This window comes from Methylomonas defluvii (assembly GCF_033949435.1).
GTDB lineage: Bacteria > Pseudomonadota > Gammaproteobacteria > Methylococcales > Methylomonadaceae > Methylomonas > Methylomonas defluvii.
In genome coordinates, this window is record NZ_JAXARY010000011.1 from 93,092 (window position 1) to 108,908 (window position 15,817).

Consider the following 15,817-nt stretch of genomic DNA (forward strand, 5'->3'; position numbering starts at 1 on the left):
ATGCAGATTAATTGACGACGTTATGGCCGCGCTGTCTCAGGCAGTTGCGATAGGCATTTTTGTAGCGGTCGTTGGCTTGTATGCCTTGCTGAGCGCCGCCGCCGATACCGCCGGCCGCTGCACCAATGGCTGCACCGGTGCCGGGGTTGCCGACTACCGCGCCAATGGCCGCGCCGCCAGCAGCGCCTATCAAGCCGCCAACTGCTGCGCCGGTGGCAGTGTCTTTAACGGTGCTGGACGACTGCGAAGCCAGTTGCTCGCATTCCTGCATGTCTTGATTCAAACGGAACGCATTGGGATCGTTATAGGTGTCCACCGTGGGAGTCCAGCCGGTGGTGGTGGCGCAACCGGCGACTAACAGGCTGGATGCTAAAATCGATTTAAGCGGTAATTTATGCATGACAAGTCTCCTTCATTAATGCTGAATGCATTGACAGTGTTCCAGAGAGTAGTCCATTTTGCACTGTTTTGGAAATTTACAAGTCAAATTGACACTGGCAAGCCTGTCACGTATGATTCGCAGCCTTTTTTATCCGTTTTTATCACCAAAGGCAGTAGCACATGAAAAGAACTTATCAACCCAGCAAAATCAAACGCGCTAGAACTCACGGCTTTCGTGCCAGAATGGCTACTGTGGGCGGTCGCAAAGTGATCAATGCGCGCAGAGCTAAAGGCCGCGCATCGCTGACGGTTTAATTGTCGGCGGAAGATTTCGGCTTTCCCGATCAGTATCGGCTAGGGACGCCCGCTGAGTATAAAAAAGTATTTACCAATCCCGTAAAGTCCACAGATAAATATTTTACGGTGTTGGCGACGAACAATATCCTGCCGCATCCGCGGCTGGGTTTGGCGATCGCAAAAAAAACTATAAAAAAAGCAGTCGCAAGGAACCGCATAAAAAGGGCTGTCAGGGAAAGTTTTAGATTACAGCGTCAACATATCGTCGGCATTGATATTGTTGTTTTGGCAAGAGGTGATGCAGCAAATGCAGCCTCGCCGATATTGAGGAAGTCATTGGAAAGGCATTGGCATAAACTGGTAGATCGATGCGATTCCTGCTCATAACCCTGATCAAGGTTTACAAATACTTCATAAGTCCTTTGCTGGGACCCAGATGTCGTTTTTATCCCAGCTGTTCAAGTTATGGCTTAGAGGCAATCCAGATTCATGGTGCTTTCAAAGGCTCTTACCTCACGCTTCGACGCTTATTAAAATGCCACCCGTTTCATGAGGGTGGCATTGATCCTGTTCCGGAAAAATTGAGTAAATAACAATGGATAACATAAGATTTGTACTGGTCATGGCGATGTTGATGATCTCCTACATGCTGTGGGAATCGTGGCAGATCGATTACGGCCCCAAGCCGCAGGCCCTGGTTTCTGATAAACCCGTATTGGCTGGTGATGCAGCAACAGTGTCCCCCGGACAAACGGCGGGAGATGCCCGGGCTGCTGCGGTGCCGACTGTCGCCCAAGTAGCTGCTGAAAATGTTATCAAAGTCAAAACCGATGTTTTCGAGCTGGAAATTGATCCTCAGGGCGGCACATTACGCAATCTGGATTTGTTGAAATATCCGCACGAGAAAATCAACACCGTAGTCGACAAAGCTTATGCCCTGATCGGCATGACGCCTCCGGAGAAAAACCTAAATCCGATTCGGTTGTTCGACAGCAATCCCGACAGCCTGTACCTTGCCCAAAGCGGCCTGATTGCCAATGCCAATTCCTTGGCTGCCCCCGATCATAAAAGCCTGTTCACCGCCGAAAAAACCGAATATCAGTTGCTTGATGGGCAGGACGAGCTGAGAATCCCCCTGACCTGGACTAATCCGCAGGGATTGACGGTTACCAAAACATACACCTTCAAACGCGGCAATTATGCCGTTGGTCTGGAGCAAAAGGTCAGCAACCATTCCGCACAGGACTGGTCCGGCAAGCAGTACAACCAACTGGTGAGAACCCAGTACAGCGACAAAAGCAACAACAGCTTTATTCGGACATTCTCCGGCGGCGTGGTTTACACCGAAAAAGACAAATTCCAAAAAATCAAATTTGAAGATATGGCGGATGACAAGTACGACGTCAAAGCCAAGGAAAATGTGCACAGCAAAGGCGGTTGGAGTGGCATGATCCAACATTATTTTGCAGCGGCCTGGATTCCACCTGCCGATCAGGACGCCCAGTTTTACACCAACGATCTGAAGGATGCGCGTTTCCAGGTCGGTTCCTTATCTCCCGATTTGACGGTTCCAGCCAATGGCGAAGCCGTGTTTAGCAGTCAGTTGTTTGCAGGTCCGAAAATTCAGCCAATCATGGAGGCTTTGGCGCCAGGTCTGGAACTCACCGTCGATTACAGCTGGTTGACGCCGATCGCCAAAGGTATTTATTGGCTACTTAACCAAATCTACGGTTATGTCGAAAATTGGGGCGTGGCGATTCTGGGCGTCACCTTTGTCATTAAGGCCTTGTTCTTTAAACTGTCGAAAGCCAGCTTTCAGTCGATGGCCAAAATGCGCAAGATTCAGCCGCGCCTGAAAGAACTGCAAGAGCGTTATGGTGAAGACCGCCAGAAATTCAACACAGAAATGATGGCGATGTACAAAAAAGAAAAGGTCAATCCTTTGGGCGGTTGCTTGCCGATTATGGTGCAGATTCCGGTATTCATCTCCTTGTATTGGGTATTGATTGAGACCGTCGAAGTGCGTCAGGCCGATTTCGCCCTGTGGATTCAGGATTTGTCGGCACAAGACCCGTTCTATCTGCTGCCGATTTTGTACGGCATCACCATGAAGATTCAGCAAAGCTTGAATCCGGCGCCTATCGATCCGCTGCAAGCCCAGGTGATGAAAATGTTCCCTATCGTGTTCACCGTGTTCTTCCTGTTCTTCCCGTCCGGTTTGGTACTGTACTGGATCTGCAACAACAGCTTGTCGATCATCCAGCAGTGGTATATCACTAAACACGTGCTTGAAGAGGATGCGCACAAGCATAGCGTAGTACCTTAATGCTGGGCGGCGACACCATAGCCGCCATTGCCACGCCGCCCGGTAACGGCGGCGTCGGCGTCATTCGCATCTCCGGGCCATCCGCGCCCGGCATCGCCCAAAGCCTCACCGGCAAAACCCTACCCAAACCCCGCTACGCCCAATTTGCTAGCTTCCTTGATGCCGATGGCCGGGTAATCGACAGCGGCTTGCTGCTGTATTTTGCCGCACCGGCTTCATTTACCGGCGAACAGGTTATCGAACTGCAAGGCCACGGCGGCAGCGTGGTGCTGGATATGCTGTTGCGGCGGGTGCTGGAACTGGGCGCGCGTTTGGCTAACCCCGGCGAATTTAGTCAAAGAGCTTTCCTAAACAACAAAATTGATCTGGCGCAAGCCGAAGCGATAGCCGACCTGATCAGCAGCGGCACCGAACAAGCCGTGCGCTCTGCGCAGCAATCCATGCAGGGCGTGTTTTCCGAACAAATCAACGAACTGATAGACGAACTGATCGAGCTGCGGGTGTTTATCGAAGCGGCCATCGATTTTGTCGATGAAGAAATCGACTTCCTGGGCGACGGCGTGGTGGCGGGGCGCATAGCACGCTTGCAAGGCAAGCTTACCGACATTGGCAAAACCGCCCAGCAAGGCCGGCTGTTACACGACGGCATGACCGTGGTATTGGCCGGCAAGCCCAATGCCGGGAAATCCAGTTTGCTAAACGCCTTAGCCGGTCACGATGCGGCCATTGTCACCGACATCGCCGGCACTACCCGCGATGTGCTGCGCGAACGCATTCAACTGGATGGCATGCCCTTGCACGTCATCGACACCGCCGGCTTGCACGACAGCGACAACCCGGTCGAGCAGGAAGGCATCCGCCGTGCCCGCCAGGAAATCGCCAAGGCCGACCGGATTTTATTGTTGATAGACAGCACCGATCCAGATAGTGCCAGCTTGGATGCCAGCCTGCCGGCCAACATTGCGGTCACCAAAGTTTTCAATAAAATCGATCTGATCGGCGGTCAACCCAGGGTCATGGAAACTCAGCAAAGCACCGAAATCCATTTGTCCATCAAACATAAACTTGGTCTGGATTTGCTGCGCCAACACCTGAAACAAAGCATGGGTTTTACGGAAAGCGTGGATAACGTATTTGTCGCCAGAACCCGCCACATTCAGGCCTTGCAACTGGCCGCGCAAGCCGTGGACCGCGCCGCCGAGCAATTGCTGCATCAAGCGCACGAACTGGTCGCGGAAGAATTGCGGCAGGCGCAAACCAGCTTATCCGCCATCACCGGCGAATTTACCTCCGACGACCTATTGGGGGAGATTTTTTCCAGCTTTTGCATTGGTAAGTAAGCGACTGACGCGGACTTATCAATCGATTTGCTCCAATACCACCGGCTTGGCGCTAAAGACTTCGGCAACCAATTCCAATTGCGCGGCAAACAGCGGCAGGGTCGGAATTTTCCAGGCTTTGCCGGTGAATTTGGCCAGGATGTTGTTCAGCCAAGGCCGGTCGGAACTGGCGTGGTGAATGATGAAACGGTAGGACTCGCCGTCGTTGAATACCGCAAAATCTTCCAGGGTCACTTCGATGGTGTGTTCCTCGCCATATAGCCGGGTCTGCACATACACTTTCCTGGCATCGAGATCGAAGTTGAACTGGGTCAACTCGGCGATGCCTTTCATGATGATGTTCGCCCCCCAAATGATCAGCGCGTTGGGGGTTAATTTGATGACGAAACGGATTAAGCTGGATTTAAAACTCATGGCGGGCCTTTAGTGGTTGGCTGGGTAAAACCATGATTCTAAACATTGTCGGCGGGATTGTTGCGTAAATATTTCAACGATTGTCACTCAGGTGCCAAACCTCAAGCGAATCAGGTGCTGGCGGCCGACTCGCTCAAATGCGCATAGGCCGGAAAGGTTTGCAGCCGGCTGTCGTCCAGCGGTTCGCCGATGGTAAAGTGATATAGGCTTTGCCAGTCGTTATCTTTTAAACCCAACACACCGTGTACCGCATCGTCAAAAAAACAGCCGATGCCGGTGCCGCGCACGCCGGCGGCTTCCGCTTCCAGGTATAAAATCTGCCCCAGTAGGCCGCTTTCCCAGAACAGCCGCCGATAGCGCCAGGCTTCGGTGTCCACATTGTCGGCAAAACGCGCCAACATCCCTAAGCTGAACGCGCTATCGCTGGCGATGGGTTGGTGGCAGGACAGGGTTTTTGCGGCTTGCCTGACGCTGCCGGCCGTCAGCCGATAAAATTCGAACGGTGCCTCGACGGTCTGCCATTCGTAATCGGCGGAACAAAGTGGTTTTAATTCCGTCGCCGCATCTGCCGTGCGCGGCAGCACATATAAGCCCGGTTCCAGGCCGGCCACTCGATGCACAAATAAGACGATATTGACTTGCGCCGGCCAATTCCAGGCAGTAAACGGCGGTTTGGCGTTGGGCAGCAGCGCGGCCAGTATTCTGTGAAAATCGGCCAAGGGCAGCTCCGGGGATTTGCCGTTAAAGTGTTGTGCGCTACGGCGTTGGCGAATCAACGCGCTGGCGGGCAGATTGTGGCTGGGCGCGGGTAGATCCAGGTTTGGTAGGGCTAAGCGTTCGGCAACTGTCGTCGGCTTGACGGCTTGGGCGGAGACTTCATCGATAATCGGCCAACGGTAAAAATGCCTGCCGCTCAAGCGCTCGGCCTTCCCGAACCATTCGGCGCTTTGGCTAAGGGCTGCTAAATGTGCTGTGGAAAACTCAACGTCCGCCGTTTGGCCGTCATGCAACCGGCAGACTAAATCCGGCGTTTCGTGTTCGGTCGCGACAAAATCCTCGCTGCGATCCAGCCCCAGCCAGGCGGCGATGTCGGCATCGGCAGTCTCGCCCAGCAATTCTATCGACCAACCCAAGCAGGCAGCGGCATAACTCAGCGCGGCCAGTGCATGACCGATGTCGTGTTGGCAGTAGCGAAAGGCGCGCTCGCCGTATTTCCAGGCTTCTCGCCAATGAATTGAGGACAGGCCAATATAGACTTCTTTACCCGCCGTTTCCGCAGTAAACCGGCTGCGACGCTCCAGATGATGATCGTGACTGACGTAGTGATAGACGCCAGGTGGCAACAACTCCTGATCGGTGCAAAGCACATAAGCTTCGGTGGGATGCAAATTACCGCTGGACGGATTGCAGCGCAAAGCCCAGCGGTCCGGACCAAACTGCTTCCAGGCGGACAAGCCGAACGATAATTCCAATAGCAGACCGAGATTGGCTAGGTTTAACGGCTGCGGCTCTATCTGTTCCGGTTTGTCCAAGTCCGCGAACAAACAACTTAGTTCGGTGCCTGGTGACGGCAGTTTTACCGCTTCACAACTGCTAAAACGTCGAAACGGATTGGGCTGATCGTCCCAATCCAGCGACTCCGGGCCTTTGGCGTAGGCGTTTAATTGGTGTTTGGTGCGGTTGTGGTAGCTAATGACAGCGTCTGCAAGGTTGTTCATTGGGTTCTCTCTATACATTCAATGCTGTGTGGATGGAGCGGAGTATTTTCTGAAAATTAACAATGTTCAGCATGTTTCGTGCCTGATCCCCCCGTGTTTAATTGGGCTGCCTTCCGGTGGTTTAAAGTCTCAGGTTCGCGCCAGAAATATTCGCGTTCTTCAAGGTAAGCAAGTGTTGGTGGATTTCCACTATATACCCGTCTGACGCTCGGCGAATTAACATAGTTTCGATAGAAAGGGATGGCTGTTGGCGCTGAAAAATTTTGTAAATCCCTGCTTTTTATGGGTATTTTTTGGGTGGTCTTGTTTTTGCTTTCGTTGGGTTCGATAGTTTAGCAAGCATCCAGCTTGCGCTTTGGTCCGAATGGGGTGCTGGGTAGACAGCACTAATTTATTCAGCGTAGTTAAAAGGTTCGGGAGCGTCGCAATGTCCACAAGTTATCCTTTTGTGTCGGAACAAAAATTGTCCGACAAATTAGTTTCGGGGTCCTTTTTAGGCAATTTCAAAACCGCTTTCAAGAAAATCACTCTGCGCAAGTGTCTGTTGAAATTGCATCTGTATATTTCCTTGTGGTTGGGTACGCTATTGGTGATTGCCGGGGTTACCGGCAGCCTCTTGGTTTACGAGCATACTTTGGATAAGTGGCTCAATCCCGACATGATGAGCGTGGCCGTTGGCGAACGCTGGTTACCCATTGCGGATTTAGTGGTAATCGCGAACCGCGTCTCGCCCATTCCAGAGCCACCCTCCCATCTACAGATGCCGGAGGACCCGAGCGAAGCGCTCATCGTGCGTTATCAAGCGGCGGCGATGCCGGGCCACAAGGGCCACAATCATCACTTTCACGAAGTTATGGTGAATCCGTACACCGGTCAGGTGCTTGGCGACCGGGATAGAAACGACGCCTTGATGACATTTATTTTGCGCCTGCATTTCAGCCTTTTGGCGGGTGATTTCGGTAAGCTGGTCATGGGGATTACCTCTTTGCTGACCTTGGTATTGACGGTTACCGGCATCTATTTGTGGTGGCCGAAACTTGGCAAAATCAAGCAGGCTTTTCTGATTAAACGTAACGCCAGCTCCACGCGCTTTAATTTCGATCTGCATAAAACCACCGGCATCTATACAGCTATAGTCATGTTGGCAGTGGCCCTCTCCGGGGTGTATTTCAATCTGCCGCAGTTGTTTAAACCGGCGGTTAATTTTTTCTCACCTCTCGAAGACATGCCGCGCGGCATCAAATCAACAGCAAATGGCGGCAAGGTAATTCAACCGGAGATAGTCAAGGCCAATATTCAAGCCGCGTATCCAGGGATTCAGATTCAACGGATTTTTCTGCCGGTCGGTGAGAACGGCAGTTACATGATCTCTGCTCGCCAGTCCGACGAACTGCGCAGCAAAGGCTCTACCAGCTTTTGGGTCGATCAATACGACGGCGCGATTTTGGCGGTGCGCGACCCGAAAAAATTCAACGCCGGTAACGCTTTTATCAATTTGCAACTGCCTTTGCATAGCGGCGAGATTCTCGGTACTCCAGGGCGCATCGCGGTACTAGTGGCGGGGTTTGCGCCGTTAGTGATGATGGTCACCGGCCTGATCCATTGGTTGAAAAAGCGTAAAGCTAATCGTGCCCGTCGAGCCGGTTTGAAAGCCGCCGCTATCTAACGTTTTTCCCACGATGACGAACTAACAAACTCCGGCGCGTGCCTGCGCGCCGTTGAGGCGCTTTTGTGCTCAATCCCGACCCTTCCGTAAACTTTAAAGGACTTTGAGGTTATCGATGTTACCTACTCGTGCCACCACCAAAAACATTGCTGTGGTATTACCTTTGATCATGCCGTTGAATTTGGCCGCTGTGGAAAAAGCGCCTGATGAGCTGGATGAAATGGTGATTACCGCAACCAAAACCGAACGCAGTATTCGCGATGTATCGGCTACGGTGACAGTGATCGATAGGGAGCGTATCGAAAAATCCAACGCGACAACCGTCGATCAACTACTCAAGGGCGTGCCGGGTGTGTATGCCAGCCGCATGGATGCCTCGTCTCCCAATCGGATTGCCCAGACCTATACCCGAGGCCTGCCGGGCAATGGCCGCACCCTGGTATTGATCGACGATGTGCCTATGAATGTGTCCTACGACAGTCAGGTGGATTGGTCGCAACTGGGCACTATTGACGTGGATCGAGTGGAAATTGTCAGAGGCGCCGGTTCGGCCCTATACGGCAACCATGCGATGGGCGGTGTAATAAACGTTATTTCTAAAGCGATTACGCCCGGCGTGAAAGGCAAAGTGGATAGTGAATACGGCAGCATGGAAACGATCCGTGAAGCAGGTATCGTCTCTTACGGCGGCGAGCACAGCGGCGGTTCGGTATCAACCAGTTATTTGGAAAGCGACGGCTATAACATGTGGCGCCCCGATACGAGTGTGGCTTCTATTCCCTTATCGCAACGCGATAAAACCGGCACACGTAAGACCAATGTAGGCGCCAAATTTACGCACGAATTTGATGCCTCTAATCTGCTGGATCTGAGTTTTTCCTATTTGAGCGACGTTGCAACAGGCTTATATCGAATTCCTGATTATATAGCCCAAGATAGAGAGCAATACCTGGGTTCGGCACGTTATCGCTATTTGGGGGAGCGTTCTGAAGCCACGGTAGTCTTATACAGCCGTATTGGCCGAATGGATGCCGATAGTGCAAACGCTGCCAATGCAACCAGTCCGGATGTGGCCCGCCCCGGCACGATGGCCGCCAGTCTGATTTCCTATCGCGGCGATTTTGACGATATGGAAGCCGGTATTCGCGCGCAATATAGCCATTACATAGGCAGCCATCACAAATTGACGGTGGGCGGACAGCATGCAGACAGTCAAATGACCATGATTAACCAGTTTCCTGCGGAACGTGGCAGAGAACAGCTTGTTGAGGGCGGTATTCAACTGAGCGGCATATTTTTGCAAGACGAAATCAATTATGGACCGTTGAACGTAAGCTTGGCCGGGCGTTGGGATCTGTGGCAGACAGACGGCCAATTCAGAGATACCAAAACCAGTTTCCCTGGGCAAGGCCAATGGGGTAATCATGCGGAGGACTCGTTTTCGCCTAAGGGTGGGTTTTCGTACAAGCTCACCGATGATTTAGTGCTGCGCGGCTCGATAGGTCAGTCGTTTAACACCCCGGATGTTTCTCAGCTCTACGGTAATAGCAGGCGTGGTGGGACGACCGTGGCTTACGGTAACCCGAACTTGACTCCGGAAAAAGCCGTTTCCGGTGATATTGGCGTGGACTATTACTTTGGCCGGCAGGGATATATCAAAACCACGATCTATAACACCACCGCGGAGGATTTTATCGCCACAGTGCAACGAAGCGGCGCGACGGTTGGGACCACCGACAAAATTAATATCGGCGCCATTCGGGCCGAGGGTATTGAGGTCGAAGGGATGTGGAAGCTAGGCGATTTCCTGACTTTGTACGCGAGTTACACCAAGAACGATTCGATTGTCACCAAGCACGATAGGAATCCTAATTTGATCGGCAAGCAACTTACCAATGTGCCGCAAGATCAAGGTAGTTTGCGGGCTGATGTTAGCCTGCCTTACGGCTTTTCGGTTTTCGGTGCTTTCAATTACGTCGGCGACCGATACTTTACCGAGACCAATTTACCTACCGCACCGGGCGGCTCTGCCGTGTATAAAAGCTACGCAACCTACGATTTAGGGGTGGCCAAGACCCTAGTCAAGGATGTTACCGCCCGGATGACCTTCATGAATATCGGTAACGATAAGTATGAAGGTATCGGGTATATCGCGCCGGGCGCCACCATTACCGGCGGTATCAGCGCCAAGTTTTAAAATTGAACCGGCGCGAATAGGTTGTCGGGCGATTTTATAAGGGCGAAATGCGGTTAATGGGTAAGCAACTCTTTTTCCGGAACGACCAAGTCCTCGGTCCAGCACCCAATCGGCCGGCCCAGATTTAGGTCCTGGTCTTCGAAGCGGACTAAAAACACGGTGAGTCCAGGATCTTCTTCAACATGGCCTTTCATCACGATCACGCCGCGGGCGCCTTCTTGCGCCAGCACTTCGCCTTCTTCGCTGTCCGGCATACTGCCATCGTCAATAATCGTATGCGCGGCATATACCACGTCGCCCAAATCCAAATCTTCTACGTTCATGCTGTGCTCCTGTGAGAGTTTTGTAGTAAAGCCGACAAAAACCTCGGGTTTGTTGTGAAACGGCGTGCCGATTAAGGTTGGCCTGCTGCCTTTGGCTGAGTAATTTCAGCGTCTTAGCTGAAATTTTCGCGTATGGCATGCAGGTTGCTTTAACTGTTTACAAGATCAATGCCAAACCGTTCAGGAGACTTAAAGATGATTACATTAACCGAAAGCGCCATCCAAGCCGTGGGTCGTTTTATCAGCAGTTCCGACAAGCCGACCGGTGGGCTGCGCATCGAAGTGACCGATGGCGGTTGTTCCGGTTTGTCTTATGGCATGAAACTGGAAGCAAAAGAAAATGCGGACGATACCGTCATCGACTGCGGCGCGGTCAAAGTATTTGTGGACCCGCTAAGCTTGCCCAGCCTGAATGGCATGTCCATCGATTTCGTCGACAGCCTGGAAGGTTCCGGCTTCAAATTTACCAATCCCAACGCGGTGAAAAGCTGTGCCTGCGGATCATCATTTACCACCGGCGAAAGCGGCGGCACACCAAAAACCTGTTCTTAAGCATTCGAGGAAATAGCTATGTGGGATTATTCAGATAAAGTAAAAGATCACTTCTTTAACCCTAAAAATGCCGGCGCGGTGGCGGGTGCCAACGCGATTGGCGAAGTGGGTTCCATCAGTTGCGGCGACGCTTTGCGTTTGACCTTGAAGGTCAACGACGACACTGAAGTGATCGAAGATGCAGGCTTTCAAACCTTCGGTTGCGGCTCGGCGATTGCATCGTCTTCGGTATTGACCGAAATCATCAAAGGCCTGACTTTAGACGAAGCGTTGAAAGTCACTAACCAGGACATCGCCGCCGAATTGGACGGCCTGCCGCCGGAAAAAATGCACTGCTCGGTCATGGGCCGGGAAGCCTTGCAAGCGGCGGTGGCTAACTATCGCGGTGAAGAATGGAAAGACGATCACGAAGAAGGTGCGTTGGTCTGCAAATGCTTTGCCATTGATGCGGTGATGATTGAAGAGATGGTGTGGGCCAACAAACTACGCACTGTTGAAGACGTGACCAACTACACCAAGGCTGGTGGCGGTTGCGCGGCCTGCCATGAAGACATCGAAGCCATCTTGGAAAAAGTCCTGAAAGAGCGTGGCGAAACCTTCGATCCGAATGCGGCGCCGGTCGCCAAGCCCGAGCCTGTGGTTGCTAAAGGCCCGCTGACCAATCTGCAACGCATCAAGAAAATTGAAGAGGTGATCATGTCCTTCCGTCCGCAATTGATGGCCGACGGCGGCGATGTGGAATTGGTGGAAGTGGTGGATAAAACCGCTTACGTCAACATGACCGGCGCTTGCAACGGTTGCCAAATGTCCGCCATGACCATTGCCGGTATTCAGCAACGGCTGATGGAAGTGATGGGCGAGTTCATTAAAGTCGTGCCGGCCTCGCAAATGCCGAAACTGGTCACGATAGAGGAGGCCAGTCATGCCTGATATTTATCTGGATAACAACGCGACCACCAAGGTGGACAGCGCGGTGGTCGATGTAATGATCCCGTATTTTACCGAGTACTTTGGTAATCCATCGTCTATCCATCGCTTCGCCGACGGCGTGGCCAAGGCTATCAAGAAAGCGCGCTCGCAGGTGCAAGAGTTGATTGGTGCCGAGCACGACTCCGAGATTATTTTCACATCCTGCGGCACGGAATCCGATTCGACGGCAATCTTGTCGGCGATCAAGGCCCAGCCCAATCGTAAGGAAATCATCACTACCTCGGTGGAACATCCGGCAATTTTGGCCTTGTGCGAAAACCTGGAGAAAGAAGGCTACACGATACACCGCATGCCGGTGGACAAATGCGGCCGCTTGAATCTGGAAGCCTATAAAAACCTGTTATCGGATGAAGTGGCTATCGTGTCGGTCATGTGGGCGAACAACGAAACCGGCACCATCTTTCCGGTGGTGGAAATGGCCGAAATGGCCAATGCGGCCGGCGTGATGTTTCATACCGACGCCGTGCAGGCGGTCGGCAAGATTCCGATGATGCTGCAAGACACCAAAATCGATATGTTGTCGATTTCCGGGCACAAATTGCACGCACCGAAAGGTATTGGGGTGTTGTACTTAAAGCGTGGCACACGCTTTCGCCCGCTTTTGCGCGGTGGACATCAAGAGCGCGGCCGCCGAGCCGGTACTGAAAACACCGCGTCGATTGTCGGCTTGGGTAAAGCCTGCGAATTGGCGATGGAGCACATGGAATACGAAAACGTGCAGGTCAAAGCCATGCGCGACCGGCTGGAGCAAGGCATCGTAGCCGCCGTGCCGCACTGTTTTATCACCGGTGATTTAAACAACCGCTTGCCCAATACCACGGACATTGCGTTCGAGTATATCGAGGGCGAAGCGATTTTGATGCTGTTGAATAAAGCCGGTATCGCGGCTTCCAGTGGTTCGGCTTGTACATCGGGTTCTCTGGAGCCGTCGCACGTGATGCGGGCCATGGACATTCCCTACACCGCCGCGCACGGCACCATCCGCTTTTCGTTCTCGCGCTATAACACTATGAGCGAAGTCGACGAAGTGTTGAAGGTGATGCCCAGCATCGTCGCTACTTTGCGGAAATTGTCGCCGTATTGGGACAGCATCAACAACGAACCGGTTGCCGACCCGGAACAGGCTTTCCAACCCACTTATGCTTGATTAAGCGCATCAATTGGTCGGGTTTGCACTGGTGTCCCTGAGGCCAGGCGCAATCCGGCCAGTTTGGTTTTGAGTCAACGCCGCATAAACCGGTGTTGACACCAAAAATTTTCACTGAGGATTGTTATGGCTGAAACGCTTGCTGATTTACGCGCGGTATTGTCCAAGATGGAAGCCGCATTGAGTTCCATCACCGACTTCAACGCCGAGGTGCTTGAGTTTGTTGATGTTCACTATTCGAGTTTGCTGAATGATCAAAAAGTCGTCCAGGTTTTCAAGAATGTTGGCGATGCTGAGGATGAACTGCAAAGACAACTGAATTTTCTGCGCTCGCGTTTGACTGCCGGCATAGCAGAATTTAAAGCAGTTTGTGAGGCGGAAGGCTGAACGCTGTAAGCCAGCAACATGGATTAAATCGGTAGCGAAGACCTGTTTAACCCCCAGCAAATTGAGATAGTTCTGAGCCGTTTATTGCATTGGAGGGCACCAATGTCGGCTTAAGTCTCTATCACAGAACCAAAAAAGGCGGTTGTTCAACCGCCTTTTCTGTATTTTGGCAGAGCAGTTCGCTCAAACCTTTCTGGTTTTTCTGGTAAGGCCCAAACCAACCAACGCACTGCCGAAAAGCCATACCGCACCGGGTACAGGCACAGCGGCGACATTGAAGTTGATATTGTTAATACCGTTGTTCCAATCGGTGCCTAGGATAATTCTGATCGAATGAGCAGTAACGCCAGGGGTGAAAGTATGAGGTGCGTCGCCGGGTACTGCATAAGGTGCATAATCGACAAAAATGTTGGTAGGATTGGTACCATCAACCACTCTCAAGTCGCTCGCATTGCGAGTGAAATTTCCCGGCCCTGGATACGCAGCAACGTCGAAGCTTTCCAAGGTGACGCCCTGATTTGGATTGATTGCCGTCAGCGTAATGCTCAAAAGCAGACCTGATGTATGAGCAAACGCCGCTGAGTTTAAAGTGGCATAACCGGCATTCCACAATAGGGCATCGTTATAAGCCGTTGTGCCATTGAGGTTCAGGCTGGAATACGATACCGCCACGTCCGCGGTAGAACCGTAACCTGCTGGAACCGGGTCGTAATTGTCAAACGGCTGTAGCGCATCGAAGTTAATCGTCGCGGCTTGTGCGTTGAATGCGGCGGTAATCAGTATTAACGGATAAAGCTTTTTGGATAACATCGGCGACCCCTTCAAACGGCGTAAAAATACGCCTATCAATTGACAGAAACTCAAGAACAGTAGGCGCTGTTCCTGATTTCGAGATTAAAAGCAAAATACGTTCCATTTTATATGTTGTTTGTTTTTGCCAATAACTTCAATAGGTTGAGTTAGCAGGTATTGAGCGGTATTAGGATAATGCCATTTAAAACGTTGAGTGATGTAAAAAATGCCGACATCGGTAGTGCGCAAGCGCAGACATCAAATTCGATATACCTTAGTCTGTTAGAGGATGTTTCGCGCAACCGCAGCAGCCAGGCCAGCCTTTTTACTGCTGCCAACCCAGCCGGCAAATCCGGAAACAAACAACCAAATACCTGCCGGAATCGGTACTGCCGCCGGTGCGGCTACGTCAAAGGCGATCTCGCCAATTTCCGAAACCAGATAGGCTTCGTAATAAGAGTTGATTTGTAAGCGCACATAGCGCGCTTCGCTGTCAATCAAGTCGAACACCGTTGCCGGGTAGGGTGGTGTGGGGTCCAAATCGCTGGGCATTTCGGGGTTGGTGAAGTCGCCGGCTTTATTGGACGTGGAAAAATCGGCTTCCAACGATGTGAACAAACTGATCGACGCGACGTTGGCGCTGCTGTTAGAGGCCATATTCCATAAAGCCATTTTCTGTACCTTGTAAATGGCCCCCAAATCGAAATCCAGAATACCGGTGCACGGGCAATACGCCGGGCTGATCCAGCCGTTACCGATTTCCGGGCCGGCACCAATATGTGTTGGGTTTAAGTTCATATAATCGGCAAACGCGGTGGCGCCACTGCTAAAACCGGCGGATAGACCGGATTGGTTAAACATAGGCTTTTCGTCGGTTTTGGCCGGAAATCCCGCAATACCCGAATAGTTGCCTATGGTGTTGTTGATCACCGCCACCGGTGACAAGATGGCGCCGGCTGCTGCCGGTTGTGCCAAGGTGACAATACCCAACAGGCCAAACATGCAAGCCCAACCATTTTTACGTGAAGTCATACGTGTTCCTCCTAAGTGATGTATCCGGAAACATGCTGAATAGGCGGCGCCGGCGCTACCTGCCGGGCCTCCAAGTCAAGAATGTAAGCTAGTAAAAATAATCAGTCAAAATATTTTCGAGGCCAGTTTTTTGAATATAAGAAATGTGTGTCGGCTTACTTTAACTACCAGTGCGGTGGGCATTGTGGAATTTGCGTACCACTGGCGCAGGCTGCGAACAGACCATTGTCGGGTTTGCGACAATTTGCCTTTGCG

General features: G+C 52.0%; 17 protein-coding genes. 11 read left to right on the plus strand and 6 right to left on the minus strand.

Translation table 11 applies throughout. The features are described 5' to 3' along the window. Positions 1–7: 7 nt before the first annotated feature. Positions 8–400 carry a glycine zipper family protein gene (locus tag QLH52_RS13140; RefSeq protein WP_319961893.1) on the minus strand — a complete coding sequence of 131 codons (393 nt, stop codon included), beginning with the start codon at positions 398–400 and terminating at the stop codon, positions 8–10. Positions 401–561: 161 nt separating this feature from the next. On the opposite strand from QLH52_RS13140, the gene rpmH reads away from it, so the two are divergent. The 5 genes from rpmH to mnmE are packed head-to-tail and all read left to right on the plus strand — an operon-like array spanning position 562 to position 4,344. Beyond that, the gene (gene rpmH / locus QLH52_RS13145) at positions 562–696 is read left to right on the plus strand and encodes a 50S ribosomal protein L34 (protein ID WP_020483365.1); all 135 of its coding nucleotides are present in this window, start codon (positions 562–564) and stop codon (positions 694–696) included. Continuing rightward, the gene (gene rnpA, locus QLH52_RS13150) at positions 697–1,065 is read left to right on the plus strand and encodes a ribonuclease P protein component (RefSeq protein WP_205451345.1); all 369 of its coding nucleotides are present in this window, start codon (positions 697–699) and stop codon (positions 1,063–1,065) included. Beyond that, a complete protein-coding gene (yidD, locus tag QLH52_RS13155) occupies positions 1,047–1,271 on the plus strand; it encodes a membrane protein insertion efficiency factor YidD (RefSeq protein ID WP_081733834.1) in 225 nt (74 codons plus the stop codon). The genes rnpA and yidD overlap by 19 nt, the downstream gene beginning before the upstream one ends. Positions 1,272–1,273: 2 nt before the next feature. Then, a complete protein-coding gene (gene yidC, locus QLH52_RS13160) occupies positions 1,274–3,004 on the plus strand; it encodes a membrane protein insertase YidC (RefSeq protein ID WP_033159162.1) in 1,731 nt (576 codons plus the stop codon). Then, a complete protein-coding gene (gene mnmE, locus QLH52_RS13165; RefSeq protein WP_319961894.1) occupies positions 3,004–4,344 on the plus strand; it encodes a tRNA uridine-5-carboxymethylaminomethyl(34) synthesis GTPase MnmE in 1,341 nt (446 codons plus the stop codon). Before yidC ends, mnmE begins: the two co-directional genes overlap by 1 nt. Positions 4,345–4,362: 18 nt before the next feature. On the opposite strand, the gene QLH52_RS13170 is transcribed toward mnmE, so the two are convergent. Both QLH52_RS13170 and QLH52_RS13175 read right to left on the minus strand, forming a co-directional pair. Then, positions 4,363–4,758 (minus strand): hypothetical protein, encoded by a 396-nt coding sequence (locus QLH52_RS13170; protein ID WP_033159164.1) that lies wholly within the window; start codon positions 4,756–4,758, stop codon positions 4,363–4,365. A gap of 110 nt (positions 4,759–4,868) precedes the next feature. Further along, positions 4,869–6,476, minus strand: a complete 1,608-nt coding sequence (locus tag QLH52_RS13175) for a SagB/ThcOx family dehydrogenase (protein WP_319961895.1) — start codon at positions 6,474–6,476, stop codon at positions 4,869–4,871. Positions 6,477–6,903: 427 nt separating this feature from the next. On the opposite strand from QLH52_RS13175, the gene QLH52_RS13180 reads away from it, so the two are divergent. After that, on the plus strand, positions 6,904–8,142 hold the full coding sequence (locus QLH52_RS13180; protein WP_319961896.1) for a PepSY-associated TM helix domain-containing protein: 1,239 nt from the start codon (positions 6,904–6,906) through the stop codon (positions 8,140–8,142). A gap of 115 nt (positions 8,143–8,257) precedes the next feature. Further along, a complete protein-coding gene (locus tag QLH52_RS13185) occupies positions 8,258–10,339 on the plus strand; it encodes a TonB-dependent receptor (RefSeq protein ID WP_319961897.1) in 2,082 nt (693 codons plus the stop codon). Between the two features lie 53 nt (positions 10,340–10,392). On the opposite strand, the gene QLH52_RS13190 is transcribed toward QLH52_RS13185, so the two are convergent. Beyond that, the gene (locus QLH52_RS13190) at positions 10,393–10,662 is read right to left on the minus strand and encodes a nitrogen fixation protein NifZ (protein ID WP_319961898.1); all 270 of its coding nucleotides are present in this window, start codon (positions 10,660–10,662) and stop codon (positions 10,393–10,395) included. A gap of 195 nt (positions 10,663–10,857) precedes the next feature. Here QLH52_RS13190 and QLH52_RS13195 point away from each other — a divergent pair, with 195 nt between their 5' ends. The 4 genes from QLH52_RS13195 to QLH52_RS13210 all read left to right on the plus strand — a co-directional run bounded on the left by QLH52_RS13195 (position 10,858) and on the right by QLH52_RS13210 (position 13,738). Continuing rightward, positions 10,858–11,214, plus strand: a complete 357-nt coding sequence (locus QLH52_RS13195; RefSeq protein WP_033159169.1) for a HesB/IscA family protein — start codon at positions 10,858–10,860, stop codon at positions 11,212–11,214. An 18-nt stretch (positions 11,215–11,232) separates the two neighbouring features. Then, positions 11,233–12,144, plus strand: a complete 912-nt coding sequence (nifU, locus tag QLH52_RS13200) for a Fe-S cluster assembly protein NifU (RefSeq protein WP_020483356.1) — start codon at positions 11,233–11,235, stop codon at positions 12,142–12,144. Further along, complete coding sequence (gene nifS, locus QLH52_RS13205; RefSeq protein ID WP_033159170.1) at positions 12,137–13,351, plus strand: cysteine desulfurase NifS; 1,215 nt, start codon at positions 12,137–12,139, stop codon at positions 13,349–13,351. Before nifU ends, nifS begins: the two co-directional genes overlap by 8 nt. A 126-nt stretch (positions 13,352–13,477) precedes the next feature. Further along, a complete protein-coding gene (locus QLH52_RS13210; protein WP_319961899.1) occupies positions 13,478–13,738 on the plus strand; it encodes a hypothetical protein in 261 nt (86 codons plus the stop codon). A 183-nt stretch (positions 13,739–13,921) separates the two neighbouring features. Here QLH52_RS13210 and QLH52_RS13215 read toward each other — a convergent pair whose 3' ends face one another. After that, complete coding sequence (locus QLH52_RS13215; RefSeq protein ID WP_319961900.1) at positions 13,922–14,548, minus strand: hypothetical protein; 627 nt, start codon at positions 14,546–14,548, stop codon at positions 13,922–13,924. A 264-nt stretch (positions 14,549–14,812) separates the two neighbouring features. Next, positions 14,813–15,562: a hypothetical protein gene (locus QLH52_RS13220; RefSeq protein WP_319961901.1), complete on the minus strand. Its 750-nt coding sequence runs from the start codon at positions 15,560–15,562 to the stop codon at positions 14,813–14,815. Positions 15,563–15,817 lie beyond the last annotated feature (255 nt).